This window comes from Streptomyces sp. NPDC041124 (genome assembly GCF_055592385.1).
This window is the reverse complement of record NZ_JBVIYR010000002.1, coordinates 540,915-559,092: the sequence shown is the minus strand read 5'-3', so window position 1 is coordinate 559,092 and position 18,178 is coordinate 540,915. Positions and strand designations below refer to the sequence as shown.

The window sequence follows — 18,178 nt, the reverse complement described above, 5'->3', positions numbered from 1 at the left end:
GCCTGCCGCGACCGGCGGTGCTCTGCCCGTCCTCGGCGGTCTGTGCCTGGTTCGTGCGGATATCGCTCATCGGAAGGAATTCACCCCGTAAACATGATCTTTCCTACAGCCGGGCGAGTCTAACCGCCCCACCGCACCCCGGATCCAGGCGGCCACGCCGACCGCCGCTACTTCGTTACAAGCCGTGCCAGGGGCGCCTGTTGCAGCGGAACGGGGCGGGGTACGGCCAGGGTCGCGGAGACGCCGTACGCCACCGGGGCCACCCCACACGGCAGTTCACCGGACGTGGCACCCGACTGTCGCCGCTCCGGCGGCAGTTCCCCCGATGCCGCACCCGCACCCGCAGCGTCCAAGACGCCCGCCGCCGGCCGGACCTCCAGTCCCTCCGGCTGCCGCTCCTGTCCCGGCACCCGCAGCACCGCCACACCGCACGGCACCGACCGGGTGGCGTACGGCAGCCGCAGCGCACCGTCCGCCGTCCACAGCCCGGAGCCCGTCAACCACCCCGCCGGGGCGGGGAAGTGACGCACCTTCCGCTCCACGGGCCGCCACACCGCGATCCAGCTGCCGGCCGCGCCGTCCACGCGCAGCGCCACCGCGCAGCCCTCCGGAGTCAGCATCTGGCCCGGCTGGATCGCGAACGGCGTCACCGTGCAGTCCGGCAACCGCAGGCACTGAGGGAAACGCACCGGCAGCGTGCTGCCCAGCACCCCCCAGCCCAGCCGGTCCCGCCCCGGGGACGGCGCGTCCGAACGGATCAGCAGCAGCCCGCTGTCCGGGTCGGCGAGCAGCACCCGGTCGTCGCTGCCGTCGGTGATCTGCAGCAGCGGGGACACCTCACCGCCGCGCTCCAGGTCCACCACGACCGACTTGGTGCACCCGCCGGCCTCCCGGTCCAGGGCCAGCATCCGCCCCGCCCGGTCCAGCCACACCCCGCCCGAGCAGCGGCCGGGGACCTCCGCGACCCGCTCGGGTCCGCGAGCGCCGCCCGCCACCAGCCACACCGCCGTCGAGCGCGGCCCCGCGGCGATCACGTACGCCCGCTCCCCGCCCGGCGCGGGCGGCAGCAGCCGGGGCCCGGTCCCCTCCTCCGGGCAGGCGACCGTGCCCAGCGGCAGCTCCCCGGTACCGGCGCCGGCCGGGTACAGCAAGGAGAAGACGTGCCGTCCGTCCGCCCGCCGGTGGATGAGGACCCGCCCGTCGCCGAGCGGCTGCACCTCGGTGCCGGGCTCCTCCGGCTGGTTTCCCGGCAGGGGTACGGCGTACGGCTCGGGGCCGTCCAGGGTCCAGCGCTCCGGGAAGAAGGAGTCACCGGCGACTGCCAGGCGCGCGGCGTAGCTCCCGTCCGCGGTGATGGTGCAGCCCGCCCGTCCCGCTCCGCCCTCATGTCCCGCCACAGGTTCGATGGCACAGACCGTCATCGTCGGTCACCTCCGGTGACGAACGGTAGTTATCGCCCGCACCCGCGGCGGCGGCTGACGGCCCGCTTCACACATACGGGTGCCCCAGGAACGATTCGCCTGAGGTCGGGGAGGAGTTGTGCTCCGTGAGGGGCGACCGCCTCCGCGACAGCGGCGCCGGTTCTGGCGAGGAGGGCAGGCAGGTAGCCTTGCAGCGTGCCCCGTCTGTCAGAAGTCATCGCCGCGCTGGAGAACCTGTGGCCCGCCGAGCGGGCCGAGTCCTGGGACGCGGTCGGCACCGTCGTGGGCGAGCCGGGCCAGGAGGTCACGCGGGTCCTCTTCGCCGTCGACCCGGTCCAGGAGATCGTCGACGAGGCGGTGGCGCTCGGCGCCGGCCTGCTCGTCACCCACCACCCGCTCTACCTGCGCGGTACGACCACGGTCGCGGCCTCCACCTTCAAGGGCCGCGTGGTGCACACCCTCATCAAGAACGACATCGCGCTGCACGTCGCCCACACCAACGCCGACACCGCCGACCCGGGTGTCTCCGACGCCCTCGCCGGAGCCCTGGACCTCAGGGTCGTCCGGCCCCTGGTGCCGGACCCGTCCGATCCCGAGGGCCGCAGGGGCCTGGGCCGGGTGTGCGAGCTCGACCACCCGCTGACCGTGCGTGACCTCGCCGCCCGTGCCGCCGAACGGCTGCCCGCCACCGCGCAGGGCATCCGCGTCGCCGGCGACCCCGACGCGCTCGTGCGCACGGTCGCCGTCAGCGGCGGCTCCGGCGACAGCCTCTTCGACCACGTCCGGGCCGCCGGAGTGGACGCCTTCCTCACCGCGGACCTCCGTCACCACCCGGTGTCCGAGGCCCGCGCCCACAGCCCCCTCGCGCTGCTCGACGCGGCGCACTGGGCCACCGAGTGGCCCTGGTGCGAGCTGGCGGCCGCCCAGCTCGACGAGATCTCCGACCGTCACGGATGGGGCCTGCGCGTCCACGTCTCGAAGACGGTCACCGACCCGTGGACGGCCCACGCGGCCTCCGCCCGCCCGTCGTCCACCACCGCCCTTCAGGGGAGCGCTCCGAGCGCCCCTTCCGATTCCGACACATCTGGAGCCCCCAACTGAACGCCGAGCCCGCCGACCAGATCCGACTCCTGGAGGTCCAGGACCTCGACGTCCGTCTCCAGCAGCTCGCCCACAAGCGCCGGTCGCTTCCCGAGCACGCCGAGATCGAGTCGCTGAACCGGGACCTCACCCAGCTGCGCGACCTGCTCGTCGCCGCGCAGACCGAGGAGAGCGACTGCTCCCGCGAGCAGACCAAGGCCGAGCAGGACGTGGACCAGGTGCGCCAGCGTGCCACCCGCGACCAGAAGCGCCTGGACTCCGGTGCCGTCTCCTCGCCCAAGGACCTGGAGAACCTCCAGCGCGAGATCACCTCCCTCGCCAAGCGGCAGGGCGATCTGGAGGACGTCGTCCTGGAGGTCATGGAGCGCCGCGAGTCCGCCCAGGAGCGGGTCGCCGAACTGACCGAGCGGGTCGGCTCCGTCCAGGGGAAGATCGACGACGCGACCGCGCGCCGGGACGCCGCCGTCGAGGAGATCGACGGTGAGGTGGCCACCGTGACGAAGGAGCGCGAGGTCGTCTCGGGTGCCGTGCCGGCCCCCCTGCTGAGCCTGTACGACAAGCTGCGCGGGCAGCAGGGCGGTATCGGCGCGGCGAAGCTGTACGCCCGCACCTGCCAGGGCTGCCGCCAGGAGCTCGCCATCACCGAGCTGAACGAGATCCGCTCGGCCGCGCCCGACACGGTGGTGCGCTGCGAGAACTGCCGCCGCATCCTGGTGCGCACGTCGGAGTCGGGGCTGTAGGGCTGAGGGCGGGTTCGGCTGTGCGGGAGTTCATCGTCGAGGCGGACGGCGGGTCGCGGGGCAACCCGGGACCGGCCGGCTACGGGGCCGTGGTGAGCGACGCGGTGACGGGGGAGACCCTGGTGGAGGCGGCCGAGTACCTCGGTGTCGCCACCAACAACGTCGCCGAGTACCGGGGTCTGGTGGCCGGTCTGAACGCCGCCCGTGAACTGGACCCGCAGGCGCGGGTCCACGTGCGGATGGACTCCAAGCTCGTCATCGAGCAGATGACGGGCCGCTGGAAGATCAAGCACCCGGCGATGAAGCCGCTCGCGGCGGAGGCGGCGCGCGCCTTCCCGCGGGAGCGGGTGACGTACGAGTGGATCCCCCGCGAACGGAACAAGCACGCCGACCGCCTCGCCAACGAGGCGATGGACGCGGGCAAGCGGGGCGAGGCGTGGTCGCCCGCGGCGTCCCGGGCCGACCTGGACACCCCGCCCGCCGCCCCGGCCCCGCCCGCCGCCCCGGCCCCGCCGGCCGACGCGGCCGCGGGCGCGGCGCGCGTCCGCGCGGCCCTGGCGTCGGCCTCCGGGGGCGCCGACGTCGGCGGGGAGCGGCCGGAAGCCGGGGCGCGGCCGGCACCGGGTGGGAGCGCGTCCGCGGGGGCCGAGGATTCCGGGGATGGAAAGGTCCCGTCGGCCGGGACGGAGACCGGGGACGGACGTGTCCCGTCGGGCACGGCGGAAGCCCTCGCTCGGGGCGCGGTGCGGGCCGGGGCCTCAGCGGCCGGTGAGCCGGGCACGGACGCCGGGCCGACCGCCGGGAGCGGCCTCGCCCCGGACGCTGCTGGAGCTGGAGCTGGAGCTGGAGCTGGAGCTGGAGCTGGAGCTGGAGCTGGAGCCGGGGCCGGGGCCGGGGCCGGGGCCGGGACCGGGGCCGACGCCGACCGGCGGGCCGCGCAGGCCGTCGCCACCCCGAGCGCCGGCTGGGCGCCCGCCGACATGGGGGCGCCGGCCACCTTCGTCCTGCTGCGGCACGGGGAGACCCCGCTGACACCGCAGAAGCGTTTCTCGGGAAGCGGCGGCAGCGACCCCTCCCTCTCCGGCGTCGGCCGGGAGCAGGCCGAGAGGGTCGCCGAGTTCCTCGCCCGGCGCGGCACCGTCCAGGCGGTCGTCGCCTCACCCCTCGCCCGTACCCGCGAGACCGCCGGCATCGTCGCCGCCCGCCTCGGTCTCGGGGTGGACGTGGACGACGGGCTGCGCGAGACGGACTTCGGCGCCTGGGAGGGCCTCACCTTCGGCGAGGTCCGCGAGCGCCACCCCGACGACCTGAACGCCTGGCTGTCCTCCCCGGACGCCGAACCCACCGGCGGCGGCGAGAGCTTCGCGGCCACCGCCGCCCGGGTCGCCGCCGCCCGTGACCGGCTGATCACCGCGTACGCCGGACGCACGGTGCTGCTCGTCACCCATGTCACACCGATCAAGACGTTCATCCGGCTCGCCCTGGGCGCCCCGCCCGAGGCACTGTTCCGGATGGAACTGTCGGCGGCCTCGCTCTCCGCCGTGGCGTACTACGCCGACGGCAACGCCAGCGTCCGCCTGTTCAACGACACCTCGCACCTGCGCTAGGACCTCAGCCCCGCCGCCTCCCGCGCCAGCCCCTCGACCCGCGCCCAGTCCCGGGCGGCCACCGCGTCCGCCGGGAGCATCCAGCTGCCGCCCACACAGCCGACGTTGGGCAGCGCGAGATAGTCCGGAGCGGACTCGGGGCCGACACCGCCCGTGGGGCAGAAGCGGGCCTGCGGGAGCGGCCCGGCGAGCGATGTCAGATACGCCGTGCCGCCCGCCGCCTGCGCCGGGAAGAACTTCATCTCCCGCACCCCCCGCTCAAGGAGTGCCACCACTTCGGAAGCAGTGGACACCCCCGGCAGGAACGGCACCCCGGACGCCCGCATGGCGTCGAGCAGGACGTCCGTCCACCCCGGGCTGACCAGGAACCGTGCCCCGGCCGCCACCACCTCGTCCACCTGCTCCGGCGTGATCAGCGTGCCGGCCCCGACCACGGCCTCCGGCACCTCGCCGGCGATCGCCCGGATCGCGTCGAGAGCGGCGGGCGTCCGCAGCGTCACCTCGATCGCCGGCAGCCCTCCGGCCACCAGCGCCCGCGCCAGCGGTACGGCGTCGGAGGCGTCGTCGATCACGACGACGGGCAGGACGGGCGCGAGGTCCAGCACGGAGGCGGAAGCGGGGGAGGAGGGCAGGGGAGAGCTCATGCCCGTCATCCTGCCGCCGACGGTGCACCCTTCGCAAAGCGCGTTGCATTAAGTGCAACGGGGCGGATTCAGTGCACCTCGTCCACCAGCACGTCCAGCGCCCAGGCCGCCCCCGCCCTGGCGGGCGCCGTCGCCTCCACCTCGTACCCGAGGTCCCGCAGCGCCTCCACCAGCCCGGCCGGGTTCCTCGGGGCAGCCCCGGCCGTCAGCAGACTCCGCACGATCCGGCCCTTGGTCGCCTTGTTGAAGTGGCTGACCACCTTCCGGGTCGGCGCGTGCAGCACGCGCACCGTCGCCGTCCGGCCGGCCACCTCGCCCTTCGGCCGCCAGGCCGTCGCGTACGCCGCTGACCGCAGGTCGAGGACGAGCCCGCCGCCCGCCGCCTCGGGCAGCACCTCCGCCATCGGCGCGCGCCAGTACCCGCCCAGCGCCCCGAGACCGGGCAGCTTCACGTCCATCGAGCAGCGGTAGGAGGGGATCCTGTCGGTGACCCGCACCGCGCCCCACAGCCCGGAGAAGACCAGCAGCGACGCCGCCGCCCGCCGCTTCGCCGCCCTGTCGAGGGTCGCCAGGTCCAGGGCGTCGTACAGCACCCCGGTGTAGATCTCCCTGGCAGGCCGGGCCCCCGCGGTCCGCAGCCCCGCGTTCTTCGCGACCTCGCCCCGCAGCCCTTCGCTGAGCCCCAGCACCTCGCGCGCCTTCTCCTCGTCCGCGGCGCACAGCTCCACCAGCTCCTCGAGCACCGTCTCCCGCGCCGCCGTCAGACCCGGCAGCGACAGCGACTCGAGCCTCAGCGGGGCACCGCGGCCGGAAGCGGCCTTGCCTTCGGACGGCGGCAGCAGGACAAGCACACGTACTCCTTCATCGAACCCGTCAGCCAGGGTACGGCGTGGGTCGGTACGTCCCGCGCGGCACCGTGGCGCGGGGAAGCCGCGGCCGGGATCACGCCGGGGCAGGCCCGGCGGCCGGAGCCCGGATCACGCCGGGGCAGGCCCGGCGGCCAGAGCCCGTACGAGCCCGTCGGGGTCGTCCGCGTGCAGGCGCACCATCGAGACGTCGCGACGGCCGCCGAAGAGGGTCACGTGGGTGACCGGCCCGGTCAGCTCCACCGTGACGTTCGTCTGCGCACCCACGGCCAGGTCAAGGACGCCGTCCGCCGCCTCGTGCGTCATCCGCAGCTCACGCCGGACGGCGCCGATCCGCTCCACCGGTATCCGCAGATCGACGTGCACGGCCCGCCGTACCCGCAGCGCGTCCCCGTCCACCACATGCGGACGGACGACGGACGCGGCGTGCAGCGCGACGACGAAGACCACGGTGTAGACGTCCAGGAAGAGCACCACCGCGTGCACCGTCGGCCAGTCGCTCAGCAGCACGGACATCGCCACCGTCTCGACCACGCACACGAACGCGAACCCGAGCATCACGGCCGTCTGCCCGCGCGCGTACCCGAACGCCGTACCGCCACCGCCGGTGCCGTGCGTGCGCCGCGCCGACCACAGCGCCAGACTCGCCATCAGCCGCGCCTCGTGCCGCGCCAGCGCCAGCCCCACCCGCACCGCGCTCACGGCCCGCCCTCCGCGGCGATCCGCAGCGCCCGCCGGATCGCCTCCGCCTGCCCGGGAGCGAAGTCGGCGTAGAAGGCCCGCAGGAAGCTGCCCCCCTCGTCGAGCTCCGTGCCCTGCGACACCAGCTCCGCGGGCACGCACGCGGCGAGCTCCCGCGCGGCCTCCGCCACCCGCGGGTCGTCCGGCTCGACCCCGGCGAGCGCATCGAGCATCCGGTACAGGCCCACGGCCCGCTCCGCCCCACCCGCGGCGCCCACCACACCACCGAGCAGCTCCATCAGCCGCCGCCGCTCCCCGGGCGGCGCCGAGTTTTCGATGAGCGCGAGCAGCTCACGGTCCTTGGCCGCCATGGCCGAGCCGTCGACCCGCCCCACCTCCCGGAACAGCGCCGCCAGTTCCGGCGACACCGGCCCCTCCCCGCTCGGCCCGTCCCCCGACTCCAGCAGTCCCCGCAGCCGCGCCCGCCGCTCCCTGATCGCCGCCTCCTGCCGCGCCAGGTCCTCGTCCAGCTCCGTCAGCACCTCGGCCAGGTCCTTCCCGGCGTCGTCCGCCAGCACGTCCCGCACCTCGGCCAGCCCCAGCCCCAGCTCCGTCAGCCGCCTGACCCGCGCCAGCACGACCGCGTGCCGCAGCGTGTAGTCCCGATACCCGTTGCCCAGCCGCTCCGGCTCCGGCAACAGCCCCAGCTGGTGGTAATGCCGCACCGCCCGCGTGGTGACCCCGACGGTCGCGGCAAGCTCTCCGATCCGCATGCCACCAGTAGAAACGTTGACGCTGCGGCAGGGTCAAGCGGTCGGCCGTGGCGCGCCTGACGGCAACCGTGATGCCGTGCCACGATCGAGGGAACGGTTCCCGATCTCACGGACAGGTGATCATCCGATGCCCGAGTCCGGCGAGCGACCGAAGGAGGGGCGTGACATGACTGCCATGGCCCACGAGCCGCTCTCGCAAGCGGATGTCCTGCTGGAGGGGTTCCTCGCCCTGGACACCGCGGACTTCCTCTGATCCCCTGTGGGCGGGGGTGCGCGGTGACAGAAGCAAGGGAACAGGCCAGCTGGACCAGGGCACGCCTCGGCCGGTGCGGTCCTCCCCTGGACCTGCTCACCGCCCGCTTCGACCGGCACGAGTACGCCCCCCACGCGCACGACGAGTTCACCGTCGGGGTCACCACCGGCGGGCTGGAGACCATCGCCTACCGGGGCGGACGCATCGTGTCCGGACCGGGCACGATCGTCGTCCTGGAACCCGGCGAGATGCACACCGGCGGCCCGGCCTCCCCCGACGGCTACTCCTACCGGGCCCTCTACGCCGCCCCCGCCCTCCTCGCCGACGGCACCCTCGACGGCGGTGGGTCCCCGCACTTCCGGGAGCCCGTCCTCGACGACCCCGAACTGGCCGCCGCCCTGCGCCACGCCCACACCGACCTGAGCGCCCACCCCGACCCCCTGGAGGCCGAGTCCCGCCTCCCCTGGCTGCTCACCGCGCTCACCCGCCGCCACTCCACGTCCCGCGCGGGCGACGACACCGTCCCCGGCGCCGGCCCCATCGCGCTCGCCGTCCGCGACCGCCTCGCCGACGACGTGCTCGCCCCTCCCTCCCTCGCCGCACTCGCCGCCGACTTCGGTCTCTCCCGCTACCAGCTGCTCCGCGCGTTCCGCACGACGATGGGGGTGCCGCCGTACGCCTGGCTCGCCCAGCACCGGGTGGTCCGGGCCCGCGCCCTGCTGGACGCCGGCAGGCGCCCCGCCGAAGTGGCCGGCCTCGTCGGCTTCGCCGACCAGGCGCACCTGACCCGCTGGTTCCGCCGCGTCCTCGGGGTGACCCCGGCCGCGTACCGCAACAGCGTTCAAGACGCCGGGCGTTGAACGGACCGACACTCACCGCATGACTGCACGCGGCTGGTTCCTGTTCTCCCTGATGGGAGTGGTCTGGGGCATCCCCTACCTGCTCATCAAAGTGGCGGTGGACGAGATGTCCCCGTCGGCGGTGGTCTTCGCCCGCTGCGCCCTCGGCGCGCTGCTCCTGCTCCCCTTCGCCCTGCGGCAACGGGGGCTGACCCGGAACGTACGGACGCACTGGAAGCCGATGCTGGCGTTCGCGGTCATCGAGATCGTCGGCCCCTGGTACACCCTGACCGACGCCGAGCGCCACCTCTCCAGCTCCACGGCCGGCCTGCTGATCGCGGGCGTACCCATCGTCGGCGTCCTGCTGTCCCGCTTCTTCGGCGCGGCGGAGCCGCTGGGCGCCCGCCGCGTCACCGGCCTCGCACTCGGCCTCGGCGGCGTGGGCGTCCTCACCGTCCCCCACCTGGCCGGGGGCGACGCGCTGTCCCTGGCGGAGGTCCTGGTCACGGTCATCGGCTACGCCACCGCCCCGCTGATCGCCGACCGCCACCTCAGGGACGTCCCGACGCTGCACCTCATCACGCCCTGTCTCGCCCTGGCCGCCCTGGTCTACGCTCCCGCGGCGGTCACCACCCGCCCGGCGGCCCTGCCCCCGGCCGAGACGCTCGCCGCCCTGACCGCTCTCGGCGTGGTCTGCACGGCGATCGCCTTCGTCGCCTTCCTCGAACTCATCAAGGAGGCCGGACCGATCCGCGCCTCGGTGATCACGTACGTCAATCCGGCGATCGCCGTGGCCGCCGGAGCCCTCTTCCTGGACGAACCCCTGACCGGTCCGGTCCTGGCCGCCTTCGCGCTGATCCTCACCGGCTCGGTCCTGGCCACGGCCACCGCGCCGAAGCGCCGCTCACGCCCGGTATCATGGTCGACACGGCAGACGAGCCGGGCGGGCGGCCGCGTGGAGTCCCTCACGGGACTTCCCGAGGAACGTCCGGGCTCCACAGGGCAGGGTGGTGGCTAACGGCCACCCGGGGTGACCCGCGGGACAGTGCCACAGAAAGCAGACCGCCGGGGACCTCGGTCCTCGGTAAGGGTGAAACGGTGGTGTAAGAGACCACCAGCGCCTGAGGTGACTCAGGCGGCTAGGTAAACCCCACCCGGAGCAAGGTCAAGAGGAGACGCCTCGGCGTCTCTGCGCGGACGTTCGAGGGCTGCCCGCCCGAGTCCGCGGGTAGACCGCACGAGGCCGGTGGCAACACCGGCCCTAGATGGATGGCCGTCGCCCGGGACTCCGCGAGGAATCCCGGGAACAGAACCCGGCGTACAGCCCGACTCGTCTCGTGCCGAGGGCCTGAAGAGGACTCAATGTCCTGGTCAGGCCCTCGGGCCGTGCTCGTCTGGGGGCACGCTCCCGTGGGGCCGGGGAAGCTGCGCGCCGACTGCGCCCAGTACGCGGAGCAGGCTGGTGTGGAGGGCTTCCGCTGCCTCCTCGCCGGACATCCGGCCGGCGTCCACCTCGCCACTCGCGGCGTGGCCGAGCGTGATGGTGACGGTGACGAGCCAGTCAGGTGGGAGTCGGCTGTCGAATTCCCCGGTCTCCTGACCGCGCCGGATCACCCGCTTCAGCCGGTCGGCGACCGGCGCGTGGCGTTCGTGCTCGGTGTGCGGATCAACGGGCAGCAGGCTGATCTTCCGGAGCAGGACGGGATAGCGCCCGGCTGTCCGGTTGCTGGCATCGAGCAGTCGCAGCAGGGCATCCGTGGCGGGTCCGGTGTCAAGGCCTGCGGCGTCCATCGCGGCGACCGCTTCATCGGTGATCCGGTCGAGGGCGGCTGTCAGCAGGTGTTCCCGCGAGGGGAAGTGGGCGTAGACGGTCTGGCGAGTCACGCCCGCGGCGGTGGCGATGACTTCGATGCTGGTGTCGGGGTGTGTGTTCAGGAGCCGGACCGCCGCGTCCAGGATGGCGGCCCTGCTGCGTTGAGCGTCGGCGCGGCGATGCGGGGTCTGGCGCGGAGTCATCTCTTACACCTTGTCAAGGTTGCGGGGCGTGGATATCTTACAGACTGTAAGAGATGGTGGGCCGGCCAGCAGTGTGACGGGTGTGACGGGAGCATCATGAGTCCGTTCGAGGACATCGACCCCAAGCAGTTCATCGCCGACTTCTTCGCGTCCTTCCACAACGACATCCTGAACAGCGACGAGGATCCGGGACTGATCGTCGACCGCTATCACACGCCCGACATCGTCCAGATCGCCGACGGTCACCGGATGGACCGGGACAAGCTCATCGCACACACCCGCCCGGTGCGCAAGAACCGGCCCAGCGGCCGCTGGGATGTGCACGAAGCGCTGGTGAACGGGGACCGGATCGCCGTCCGGTCCACCTTGTACGTACAGAACCGCAAGAGAGCCCTCACCATCGAGACGCACATGTTCGCTCAGTTCACGGATGACGGGCGGATGCGCCGGGCGCACATCCTCACCCGCACCGTCCCGTCGGACGCGGGCCCGGGGCAGCCGACGCCCGAGGTGCCCGAGGGGCAGGTGCGGCCGGCATGACCGAGAGCACCTACACCGTGAGTGGAATGGCCTGCGAACGCTGCGCGGACTTCGTCACCGAGGAGATCGAACGCGTCGCCGGCGTCATCGCCGTGGCGGTGAACGTCGACAGATGTGAGGTCACGGTGACCAGCGACAGGGATCTCGGCATCGCGGACGTGCGTGCTGCCGTCGAGGAAGCCGGCTATGAACTCGACGACCGGTTGGGCTAAGAGATCGCCAACGAGTTGGGGGTACGGTGGTGGGGGGCGGGCCTCTATCACCGAACCTTCACGATCAGCGGCATGTCCGCACTTCGGGCGTGCCGGTCGCTGTCGCGGTCCGCGCGCGAACAGGGCGTCCAACGCGCATAGTTGGCCGAAATTCGGTCACCCGCTTGAGTGGTTTGATCAGTAAGTGCCTTTCTTCTGACATCACATGACGCTCCGTCAGAGCACTTCTCCCGTGTGCTGCCGCTTCCTTCGGGCGGCCCCGCCCGCGTCCCCGGATACCACAGGGGGACGTACGGGCGATGGGTTCACGACGAAACCCGGAATGCCGACGGACTATGCCCTCGACGGCGTCTTCCCGCACAGCGGCGTGACTAGCATGAGCCGTACGTGGTCGGAAGATCGCCCTCCCGTTGGCTGACCTCCCTTCCGGCCCGCGGCCGCCCTGTGCCGCCGCCCCGATTCCCCTGCTCGCACAGACCGAGGGACCGCTCCATGCCAGTGCCTGCTTCGCCCAGCCAGCATCAACCGGTGGGGGCGCCGCGCACCTCGTTCGCCGTGCCGTCGGCCGTGCTGGTGGCGAGCGCCGCCGCCTCGGGCGCGGCGCTCGCCCTGGCACCGTCCGACGCCTTCACCTGGACCCTGGCCGTCGTGGCCGCCGCCTGGGTGTGTGTGGCCGTCACCGTCCTCGCCGGTCACCGGCTCGTCCACCGGGCCCGGAGAGCGGCCGCCGAGCAGGAGGCGGACAAAAGCCGTCTCGCGGCGGAGGCCGCCCGGCGCTCGGCCGAGATCTCGCACCTGGCCGGTGTGACGCTGCCCGCCGTCACCACCCGGCTGCGGGAGGGCTCGGCCGCCACCGACGTGCTGGGCAGTGTGCCGCCGCCGTCGGACCCGCAGTTGCAGCGGCTCACGCACGCCTTCGCCACCACCGTCGAGGAGGACGTGCGCAGGGCGGCCGCCCTGGACGGCGAGTACCGCAAGACCCGGCACGAACTGGACCGGACCCTGGCGGAGCTGGAGCGGCTCGCGCGCGAGACGCTGCCCGCCGCGATCACCCGGCTGCGCGACGGCCGGTCCGCCGCCACCGTCCTCGCCGAGGTCGAACTGCCCGGACTGCCCGCGGTGCGCACCCCCGCCGAGTCGTTCGTCCGCGAGCTCGCCCACAGCGAGCGGCGCGCCGCCGCCGCTCAGGCCGCCTCCGCCAAGGCCCTCAGCCGCGTCCAGGCCAAGGCCGTGAGAATGCTCGCCGACCTGCGGGAGATGCAGGAGCGGCACGGCGAGGAGGTCTTCGGCGACCTGCTGAAGCTGGACCACAGCACCTCCCAGCTGGGCCTGATGACCGACCGGCTGGCCCTGCTCATGGGAGGCAGGTCCAGCCGCGCCTGGAACAAGCCGATCGTGATGGAGAGCATCCTGCGCGGCGCCGTCGGCCGCATCGCCGCCTACCAGCGGGTGCGCCTGCACTGCTCCACCCGCGCCGCGGTCTCCGGCTTCGCCGCGGAAGGCGTGATGCACCTGCTCGCCGAGCTGATGGACAACGCCGCGAACTTCTCCCCGCCCATCGACCAGGTGCACGTCTACGTCGAGGACCGCAGCGCGGGCATCGTCGTCACCATCGAGGACAGCGGCCTGAAGATGGCGGACGCGGCGATGCGCCGCGCCGAGGAGGCCGTGGCCGGCCGCGTCACCGACCTCGCCTCGCTCCAGGGCACCCGGCTCGGCCTGGCCGTGGTGGGGCGGATCGCGGCGAAGTACGGCATCAGCGTCAACTACCGCCCCTCCTCCCGCGGCGGCACCGGCGTCGTCGTCCTGCTGCCCCTGGACCTGCTCGCCCAGCAGCGCGACCTGGCCCCGCACGAAGCGGCCCCCCGGCCCGCCGCGATGGCCACACCCGCCCCCGCGCCGGCCCTCTCACGCGAGGCCCCTGCCCGCCCCGCGGCCCCGGAACTGCCGCCGGTCGCACGTCCGGCCGCCGCCGCGGAACTGCCCGCCGCCACGGACCCGTTCGCGGTCACCGACCGGTCCCCGGAAACCGGCAGCCCCGCCGCACGCCCCGAACTGCCCGAACAGGGACGGCACCGGCGGCCCGGCGGCACCACGCCGAACGGTCTGCCGGTCCGCGCCCCCGGCCGCACCATGGCCGAGGCGGAGCGCGAACGCGAGCAGCGGATGCGGGCGTCCGGGCAGACCGGTGACGTACCGGCGACGCGGCGCCCCGCACGCGACGCGGGCTCCCGGTTCGGGGCCTTCCACCGCGCACGGCAGTCCGGAAACGGCACCGCCGGACCGGGGGCGCGCCCCGGGGCCGAGCCGCCGGCGGCTCCCTAGTCCCAGTCCTTCCCGTACGGAGTCCGGGGCGACGGCGCCCCGCCCCGCCCCAGTTCGTGAGATAGGAGGTACGGGCCGGTGACCGGTCAGCCGGACACCACCGTCCCATCACCCACCATGCAGACCACCGACAACAGCCTCAGCTGGCTCCTGCACAGCCTCCTGGAGCAGACGCCCGGCGCGCGGCACGCCCTGGTCCTGTCCCGTGACGGCCTCAAGCTCTGCTGGAGCGAGCACCTGACGCTCGACCGGGCCGACCAGCTGGCGGCGATCTGCTCCGGCATCCAGGCCCTCGCCCAGGGGGCCTCCATGGAGTTCGGCGACGGATCCGGCGGCGTCCGGCAGTCGATGACCGAATTCCACGGCGGCCTGCTGTTCATCGTGGAGGCCGGCCAGGGCGCGCACCTCGCCGTCGTCGCCGGGGAGGACGCCGATCCCGGAGTGGTCGGCCACCAGATGACGGAGCTGGTCGAGCAGATCGGCGAGCACCTGCGGGCCGAGCCCCGGGACCCGGCCGCCGTGAGCGGCACGTCGTGACGCGCAAACCCGTCGACACGGGCGACCCCGACCGGCTCTACACCGTGACCGGGGGACGCAGCCGCGCCGACGACTCCTTCGACCTGGTCACCCTCGTGGTCAGCGAGAGCGCGCCGGTGCCGGGGATGCAGTCGGAGCACGCCCGGATCCTGGAGCTGTGCCGGCACCCCACCGCCGTCGTCGAGATCGCCGCGGAGCTCGGGTTGCCGGTCACGGTGGTGCGGATCCTGCTCGGTGACCTGCAGGACACGGGCCGCATCACCGCCCGCCATCCGCGCGCGGCACCGTCCGTCGCCTCCATGCCCGATTCCGCTCTACTCCAAGAGGTGCTCCATGGGCTCCGCAACCTCTGAGCTGCCCTCCCACCGCACGCCGCTGAACGACACCGCGGAGACCGGTCTGAAGATCGTCGTCGTCGGGGGGTTCGGCGTCGGCAAGACGACCCTGGTCCGCTCCGTGAGCGAGATACGGCCGCTCAACACCGAGGAGGTGATGACCCAGGCGGGTGTGGGCGTCGACGAGCCCGGCGCGGTGGCGACGAAGACCACCACGACGGTCGCCTTCGACTTCGGGCGGATCAGCCTCAACGAGCGCATGGTCTTGTACCTGTTCGGGGCGCCCGGGCAGGAGCGCTTCTGGTTCCTGTGGGACAGGCTGTTCTCCGGCACCCTGGGCGCCGTCGTCCTTGTGGACACGCGCCGGATGGACGACTCCTGGTACGCGATAGACAGGCTGGAACACCACCGCACGCCCTTCGTGGTGGCCGTGAACCGGTTCGACGACGACACCGCCCGGTACTCCCTGGACGAGATCCGCCAGGCGCTCGCCCTGCCCGCGCACGTGCCGATGGTCGACTGCGACGCGCGGGTCAGGCAGTCCGGCAAGGACGTGCTGATCACCCTCGTCAACCACCTCCACGACATGGCCATCGCCCAGGAGGCGACACTGTGACCGACTCCGGCTACCCCTCCGCCCACCCGGCGCCCCCGGGCTGCCCCGCCCACACCGGCGCGGTACGCCTGGGAGGGCTCGAGTACCAGCAGACGCCGTCGCAGCTCTACCGCGCGCTGCGCCGGGAACACGGCCCCCTCGCGCCGGTGCTGCTCGACGGCGACATCCCCGCCTGGCTGGTCCTCGGTTACTCCGAGGTCACGTACGTCACCAGCCACGACGAGCTGTTCGCGCGCGACTCGCGGCGCTGGAACCAGTGGGAGAACATCCCGCCCGACTGGCCGCTGCTGCCCTTCGTCGGGTACCAGCCGTCGGTGCTGTTCACCGAGGGCGAGGACCACCGGCGGCGGGCCGGAGTGATCACCGAGGCACTGGAGGGCGTCGACCAGTTCGAGCTGTCGCACGACTGCCGGCTGATCGCCGACGACCTCATCGCCCGCTTCGCCGGCAGCGGCCAGGCGGAGCTGATGGCGGACTTCGCGCACGCCCTGCCCATGCGGGCCGTGGTGCAGATGTGCGGCATGCCGACCTCGGGCGAGGACACCCGCCGGCTCGTCGACGACCTGCGGATCTCGCTGGACGCCGGGGAGGGCGACGACCCGGTCGCGGCGTACGGGCGGGTGGGTGAGCGGCTGCGGCAGCTGGTGAAGGACAAGCGGGCCGCCCCCGGCCCGGACGTCACCTCGCGCATGCTGACCCACCCGGCGGGACTGACGGACGAGGAGATCGTCCAGGACCTGATCTCGGTGATCGCGGCGGCGCAGCAGCCGACGGGGAACTGGATCTGCAACACGCTGCGCCTGCTGCTGACGGACGAGCGGTTCGCCGTGAACGTGTCGGGCGGCAGGCTCAGCGTCGGTGAGGCGCTCAACGAGGTGCTGTGGCTGGACACGCCGACGCAGAACTTCATCGGGCGGTGGGCCGTGCGGGACGTCCAGCTGGGCGGCCGGCAGATCAGGGCCGGCGACTGCCTGGTGCTGGGGCTGGCCGCGGCCAACACCGACCCGCAGATCTGGCCCGAGGGGCACGTCGGGGCGGAGAACGCCGCGCACCTGTCGTTCAGCAACGGCGAGCACCGCTGCCCCTACCCGGCGCCCCTGCTGGCGGACGTGATGGCGCGCACGGCGGTCGAGACGCTGCTGGAGCGGCTTCCCGACCTGGTCCTCGCCGCGGACCCGGCGGAGCTGAGCTGGCGTCCGTCGATCTGGATGCGGGGCCTGAGCGCGCTCCCGGTGCGGTTCACGCCGGTGATGCAGTAGCGGGCCTCGGCCTCTCGGCCGGGGACGGGGTACCTGGAGCGGGCAGCCGGTACGGGGTGACCCGTACGGAGGGGGCCCGTACGGATCGCCGTACGGGCCGGGCGCGCCGGTGTGGACCGTCTGGCCGGGTCAGCCGGTCACGGGGGTGAAGTGCACCGGGAGGCGCTGCGGACCGCGGGTGAACACGCCCTGCTCGGCCGGTTCGAAGCCGTCGGCGAGGCGCATGTCCGGCATGGCGTCGAGGAGCTGGCCGACGCCGGTCTCCACCTCCGCCTTGGCCAGCAGCGCGCCGACGCAGAAGTGCCGGCCGAGCGCGAAGGCGAGGTGGTCGGCGGCGGCGGAGAAGGCGGTCGTGGTGGTGAGATCGTCGCGGAAGATGTCGAAGCGGTCGGGATCGGCGTAGCGGCTCTCGTCGCGGTTGGCGGCACCTATCAGACAGGTGACGGTGGCGCCCGCGGGTATGGTGCCGCCGCTGAGCTCCACCTCCGTCGCGGACTGCCGCATGATCATGTGCACGGGCGGGGTGAACCGCAGGGTCTCGGCGAAGGCACGGGGGATCAGCGAGCGGTCCGCGCGGACGGCGGCGAGCTGGTCGGGGTGGAGCAGCAGGTTCGCGAAGATGCCCGCGATGGCCTTGTCGGTGGTCTCCCCGCCGGCGGCGAGCAGCAGACTGCAGAACGCCTTGACGTCCTCGTCGCTCATCCGCACCCCGTCCACCTCGGCGGCGCACAGCGCGGACAGCAGGTCGTCGCCCAGGTTCTCGCGGCGCTCCCGGATGATCGGCAGCATGTACTCGGCGAACTCCACCCGGGTGCGCTCGCCCGCCGCCGTCACCTCCGGGTCGCCCGACAGGTTCCCGAGGAACGCGATGACGGCCGTGTACCAGCGGTGGAAACGCGCGTGGTCGGCCTTGTCCAGGCCCAGCATGTCGGCGATGACGTTGACCGGGAAGCGCGTGGCGTAGTCGGCGACCAGGTCGGCGGAGCCGGTGTGCCGGAAGGCGTCGATCAGCTCGCGGGAGTTGCGCTCGATGACGGGCAGGAACTTCTGCTCCAGGTCGCTGCCGCGGAACGCGGGGGCGACCAGGGCCCGGCGCACGGCGTGCTCCCGCCCGCTGAGCTGGAGGATCGTCTTGCCGTGCACGGGCTCGATCTGCCAGGCGTAGTTGTCGGTGGTGAACTCGCCGGCCTTGTCCTTGAAGACGCGCTCGACGTCCTCGTACCGCGACACGATGTAGCTCTTCGTCGCCTCGTGCCAGATGAGGGGCGCGGTCTCCCGCATCACCCGGTAGGCGGGGTAGGGGTTCGCCGCGAACTCGGGCGAGAGGATGTCGGGCACCTGCTGGGCGGTGGACATGGGGCTCCCAGGAGAGACGTCATTTCATGTACCGCACAAGGTTATTGATCAACTATC

The 18,178-nt window shown here is 73.2% G+C and carries 18 protein-coding genes, 1 other RNA gene and 2 pseudogenes; 14 read left to right on the top strand and 7 right to left on the bottom strand.

Going from position 1 to position 18,178, the window contains the following annotated elements:
* Positions 1-167 precede the first annotated feature (167 nt).
* The gene (locus tag ACZ6A9_RS06990) at positions 168-1,421 is read right to left on the bottom strand and encodes a hypothetical protein (RefSeq protein WP_468979807.1); all 1,254 of its coding nucleotides are present in this window, start codon (positions 1,419-1,421) and stop codon (positions 168-170) included.
* 195 nt (positions 1,422-1,616) lie between these two features.
* Here ACZ6A9_RS06990 and ACZ6A9_RS06985 point away from each other — a divergent pair, with 195 nt between their 5' ends.
* The 3 genes from ACZ6A9_RS06985 to ACZ6A9_RS06975 are packed head-to-tail and all read left to right on the top strand — an operon-like array spanning position 1,617 to position 4,869.
* Positions 1,617-2,522 carry a Nif3-like dinuclear metal center hexameric protein gene (locus ACZ6A9_RS06985; RefSeq protein WP_468979804.1) on the top strand — a complete coding sequence of 302 codons (906 nt, stop codon included), beginning with the start codon at positions 1,617-1,619 and terminating at the stop codon, positions 2,520-2,522.
* Entirely contained in the window at positions 2,519-3,262 is a 744-nt protein-coding gene (locus tag ACZ6A9_RS06980; RefSeq protein ID WP_468980688.1) for a zinc ribbon domain-containing protein, read from the top strand. The genes ACZ6A9_RS06985 and ACZ6A9_RS06980 overlap by 4 nt, the downstream gene beginning before the upstream one ends.
* Positions 3,263-3,282: 20 nt before the next feature.
* The gene (locus ACZ6A9_RS06975; protein ID WP_468979802.1) at positions 3,283-4,869 is read left to right on the top strand and encodes a bifunctional RNase H/acid phosphatase; all 1,587 of its coding nucleotides are present in this window, start codon (positions 3,283-3,285) and stop codon (positions 4,867-4,869) included.
* Here the strand turns inward: ACZ6A9_RS06975 and ACZ6A9_RS06970 are convergent.
* The 4 genes from ACZ6A9_RS06970 to ACZ6A9_RS06955 all read right to left on the bottom strand — a co-directional run bounded on the left by ACZ6A9_RS06970 (position 4,866) and on the right by ACZ6A9_RS06955 (position 7,833).
* On the bottom strand, positions 4,866-5,513 hold the full coding sequence (locus tag ACZ6A9_RS06970; RefSeq protein ID WP_468979799.1) for a bifunctional 4-hydroxy-2-oxoglutarate aldolase/2-dehydro-3-deoxy-phosphogluconate aldolase: 648 nt from the start codon (positions 5,511-5,513) through the stop codon (positions 4,866-4,868). The genes ACZ6A9_RS06975 and ACZ6A9_RS06970 overlap by 4 nt on opposite strands.
* A 68-nt stretch (positions 5,514-5,581) precedes the next feature.
* Positions 5,582-6,364: a peroxide stress protein YaaA gene (yaaA, locus tag ACZ6A9_RS06965; RefSeq protein WP_468979794.1), complete on the bottom strand. Its 783-nt coding sequence runs from the start codon at positions 6,362-6,364 to the stop codon at positions 5,582-5,584.
* A gap of 126 nt (positions 6,365-6,490) precedes the next feature.
* The gene (locus ACZ6A9_RS06960; RefSeq protein ID WP_468980685.1) at positions 6,491-7,030 is read right to left on the bottom strand and encodes a hypothetical protein; all 540 of its coding nucleotides are present in this window, start codon (positions 7,028-7,030) and stop codon (positions 6,491-6,493) included.
* Between the two features lie 47 nt (positions 7,031-7,077).
* Positions 7,078-7,833: a MerR family transcriptional regulator gene (locus tag ACZ6A9_RS06955; RefSeq protein ID WP_468979791.1), complete on the bottom strand. Its 756-nt coding sequence runs from the start codon at positions 7,831-7,833 to the stop codon at positions 7,078-7,080.
* A 166-nt stretch (positions 7,834-7,999) separates the two neighbouring features.
* Between ACZ6A9_RS06955 and ACZ6A9_RS06950 the strand changes: the two are divergent.
* From ACZ6A9_RS06950 to rnpB, 4 genes and pseudogenes are all read left to right on the top strand, one after another.
* Positions 8,000-8,077 (top strand): annotated as a pseudogene (locus ACZ6A9_RS06950) (Uma2 family endonuclease); the annotation flags it as partial.
* Positions 8,078-8,109: 32 nt separating this feature from the next.
* On the top strand, positions 8,110-8,946 hold the full coding sequence (locus ACZ6A9_RS06945; protein ID WP_468979788.1) for an AraC family transcriptional regulator: 837 nt from the start codon (positions 8,110-8,112) through the stop codon (positions 8,944-8,946).
* 19 nt (positions 8,947-8,965) lie between these two features.
* Positions 8,966-9,745, top strand: a pseudogene (locus ACZ6A9_RS06940) (DMT family transporter); the annotation flags it as partial.
* Between the two features lie 115 nt (positions 9,746-9,860).
* Positions 9,861-10,262: RNase P RNA component class A (gene rnpB / locus ACZ6A9_RS06935), an RNA gene on the top strand.
* 34 nt (positions 10,263-10,296) lie between these two features.
* On the opposite strand, the gene ACZ6A9_RS06930 is transcribed toward rnpB, so the two are convergent.
* Entirely contained in the window at positions 10,297-10,941 is a 645-nt protein-coding gene (locus ACZ6A9_RS06930) for a TetR/AcrR family transcriptional regulator (RefSeq protein WP_468979785.1), read from the bottom strand.
* Positions 10,942-11,037: 96 nt separating this feature from the next.
* Here ACZ6A9_RS06930 and ACZ6A9_RS06925 point away from each other — a divergent pair, with 96 nt between their 5' ends.
* The 7 genes from ACZ6A9_RS06925 to ACZ6A9_RS06895 all read left to right on the top strand — a co-directional run bounded on the left by ACZ6A9_RS06925 (position 11,038) and on the right by ACZ6A9_RS06895 (position 16,765).
* Positions 11,038-11,481 carry a nuclear transport factor 2 family protein gene (locus ACZ6A9_RS06925; RefSeq protein ID WP_468979781.1) on the top strand — a complete coding sequence of 148 codons (444 nt, stop codon included), beginning with the start codon at positions 11,038-11,040 and terminating at the stop codon, positions 11,479-11,481.
* A complete protein-coding gene (locus ACZ6A9_RS06920; RefSeq protein ID WP_468979777.1) occupies positions 11,478-11,693 on the top strand; it encodes a heavy-metal-associated domain-containing protein in 216 nt (71 codons plus the stop codon). The genes ACZ6A9_RS06925 and ACZ6A9_RS06920 overlap by 4 nt, the downstream gene beginning before the upstream one ends.
* 492 nt (positions 11,694-12,185) lie before the next feature.
* Positions 12,186-14,018, top strand: coding sequence for a sensor histidine kinase (locus tag ACZ6A9_RS06915; RefSeq protein ID WP_468979773.1), 1,833 nt, complete (start codon positions 12,186-12,188; stop codon positions 14,016-14,018).
* 117 nt (positions 14,019-14,135) lie between these two features.
* Positions 14,136-14,555 (top strand): roadblock/LC7 domain-containing protein, encoded by a 420-nt coding sequence (locus ACZ6A9_RS06910; protein WP_468979770.1) that lies wholly within the window; start codon positions 14,136-14,138, stop codon positions 14,553-14,555.
* Positions 14,552-14,908, top strand: coding sequence for a DUF742 domain-containing protein (locus tag ACZ6A9_RS06905; protein WP_228968433.1), 357 nt, complete (start codon positions 14,552-14,554; stop codon positions 14,906-14,908). The genes ACZ6A9_RS06910 and ACZ6A9_RS06905 overlap by 4 nt, the downstream gene beginning before the upstream one ends.
* A complete protein-coding gene (locus ACZ6A9_RS06900; protein WP_037940278.1) occupies positions 14,889-15,506 on the top strand; it encodes a GTP-binding protein in 618 nt (205 codons plus the stop codon). The genes ACZ6A9_RS06905 and ACZ6A9_RS06900 overlap by 20 nt, the downstream gene beginning before the upstream one ends.
* Positions 15,503-16,765 (top strand): cytochrome P450, encoded by a 1,263-nt coding sequence (locus ACZ6A9_RS06895; RefSeq protein ID WP_468979765.1) that lies wholly within the window; start codon positions 15,503-15,505, stop codon positions 16,763-16,765. The genes ACZ6A9_RS06900 and ACZ6A9_RS06895 overlap by 4 nt, the downstream gene beginning before the upstream one ends.
* A 129-nt stretch (positions 16,766-16,894) precedes the next feature.
* On the opposite strand, the gene ACZ6A9_RS06890 is transcribed toward ACZ6A9_RS06895, so the two are convergent.
* Positions 16,895-18,121: a cytochrome P450 gene (locus ACZ6A9_RS06890; protein ID WP_468979761.1), complete on the bottom strand. Its 1,227-nt coding sequence runs from the start codon at positions 18,119-18,121 to the stop codon at positions 16,895-16,897.
* Positions 18,122-18,178 lie beyond the last annotated feature (57 nt).

Excerpts from the sequence above, each read along its gene's own strand:
- ACZ6A9_RS06990 (WP_468979807.1), bottom strand. The coding sequence starts at position 1,421 with ATGACGGTCTGTGCCATCGAACCTGTGGCGGGACATGAGGGCGGAGCG.
- ACZ6A9_RS06970 (WP_468979799.1), bottom strand. The coding sequence starts at position 5,513 with ATGAGCTCTCCCCTGCCCTCCTCCCCCGCTTCCGCCTCCGTGCTGGAC.
- ACZ6A9_RS06960 (WP_468980685.1), bottom strand. The coding sequence starts at position 7,030 with ATGGCGAGTCTGGCGCTGTGGTCGGCGCGGCGCACGCACGGCACCGGC.
- ACZ6A9_RS06955 (WP_468979791.1), bottom strand. The coding sequence starts at position 7,833 with ATGCGGATCGGAGAGCTTGCCGCGACCGTCGGGGTCACCACGCGGGCG.
- ACZ6A9_RS06930 (WP_468979785.1), bottom strand. The coding sequence starts at position 10,941 with ATGACTCCGCGCCAGACCCCGCATCGCCGCGCCGACGCTCAACGCAGC.
- ACZ6A9_RS06925 (WP_468979781.1), top strand. The coding sequence starts at position 11,038 with ATGAGTCCGTTCGAGGACATCGACCCCAAGCAGTTCATCGCCGACTTC.
- ACZ6A9_RS06920 (WP_468979777.1), top strand. The coding sequence starts at position 11,478 with ATGACCGAGAGCACCTACACCGTGAGTGGAATGGCCTGCGAACGCTGC.
- ACZ6A9_RS06915 (WP_468979773.1), top strand. The coding sequence starts at position 12,186 with ATGCCAGTGCCTGCTTCGCCCAGCCAGCATCAACCGGTGGGGGCGCCG.
- ACZ6A9_RS06910 (WP_468979770.1), top strand. The coding sequence starts at position 14,136 with ATGCAGACCACCGACAACAGCCTCAGCTGGCTCCTGCACAGCCTCCTG.
- ACZ6A9_RS06900 (WP_037940278.1), top strand. The coding sequence starts at position 14,889 with ATGGGCTCCGCAACCTCTGAGCTGCCCTCCCACCGCACGCCGCTGAAC.
- ACZ6A9_RS06890 (WP_468979761.1), bottom strand. The coding sequence starts at position 18,121 with ATGTCCACCGCCCAGCAGGTGCCCGACATCCTCTCGCCCGAGTTCGCG.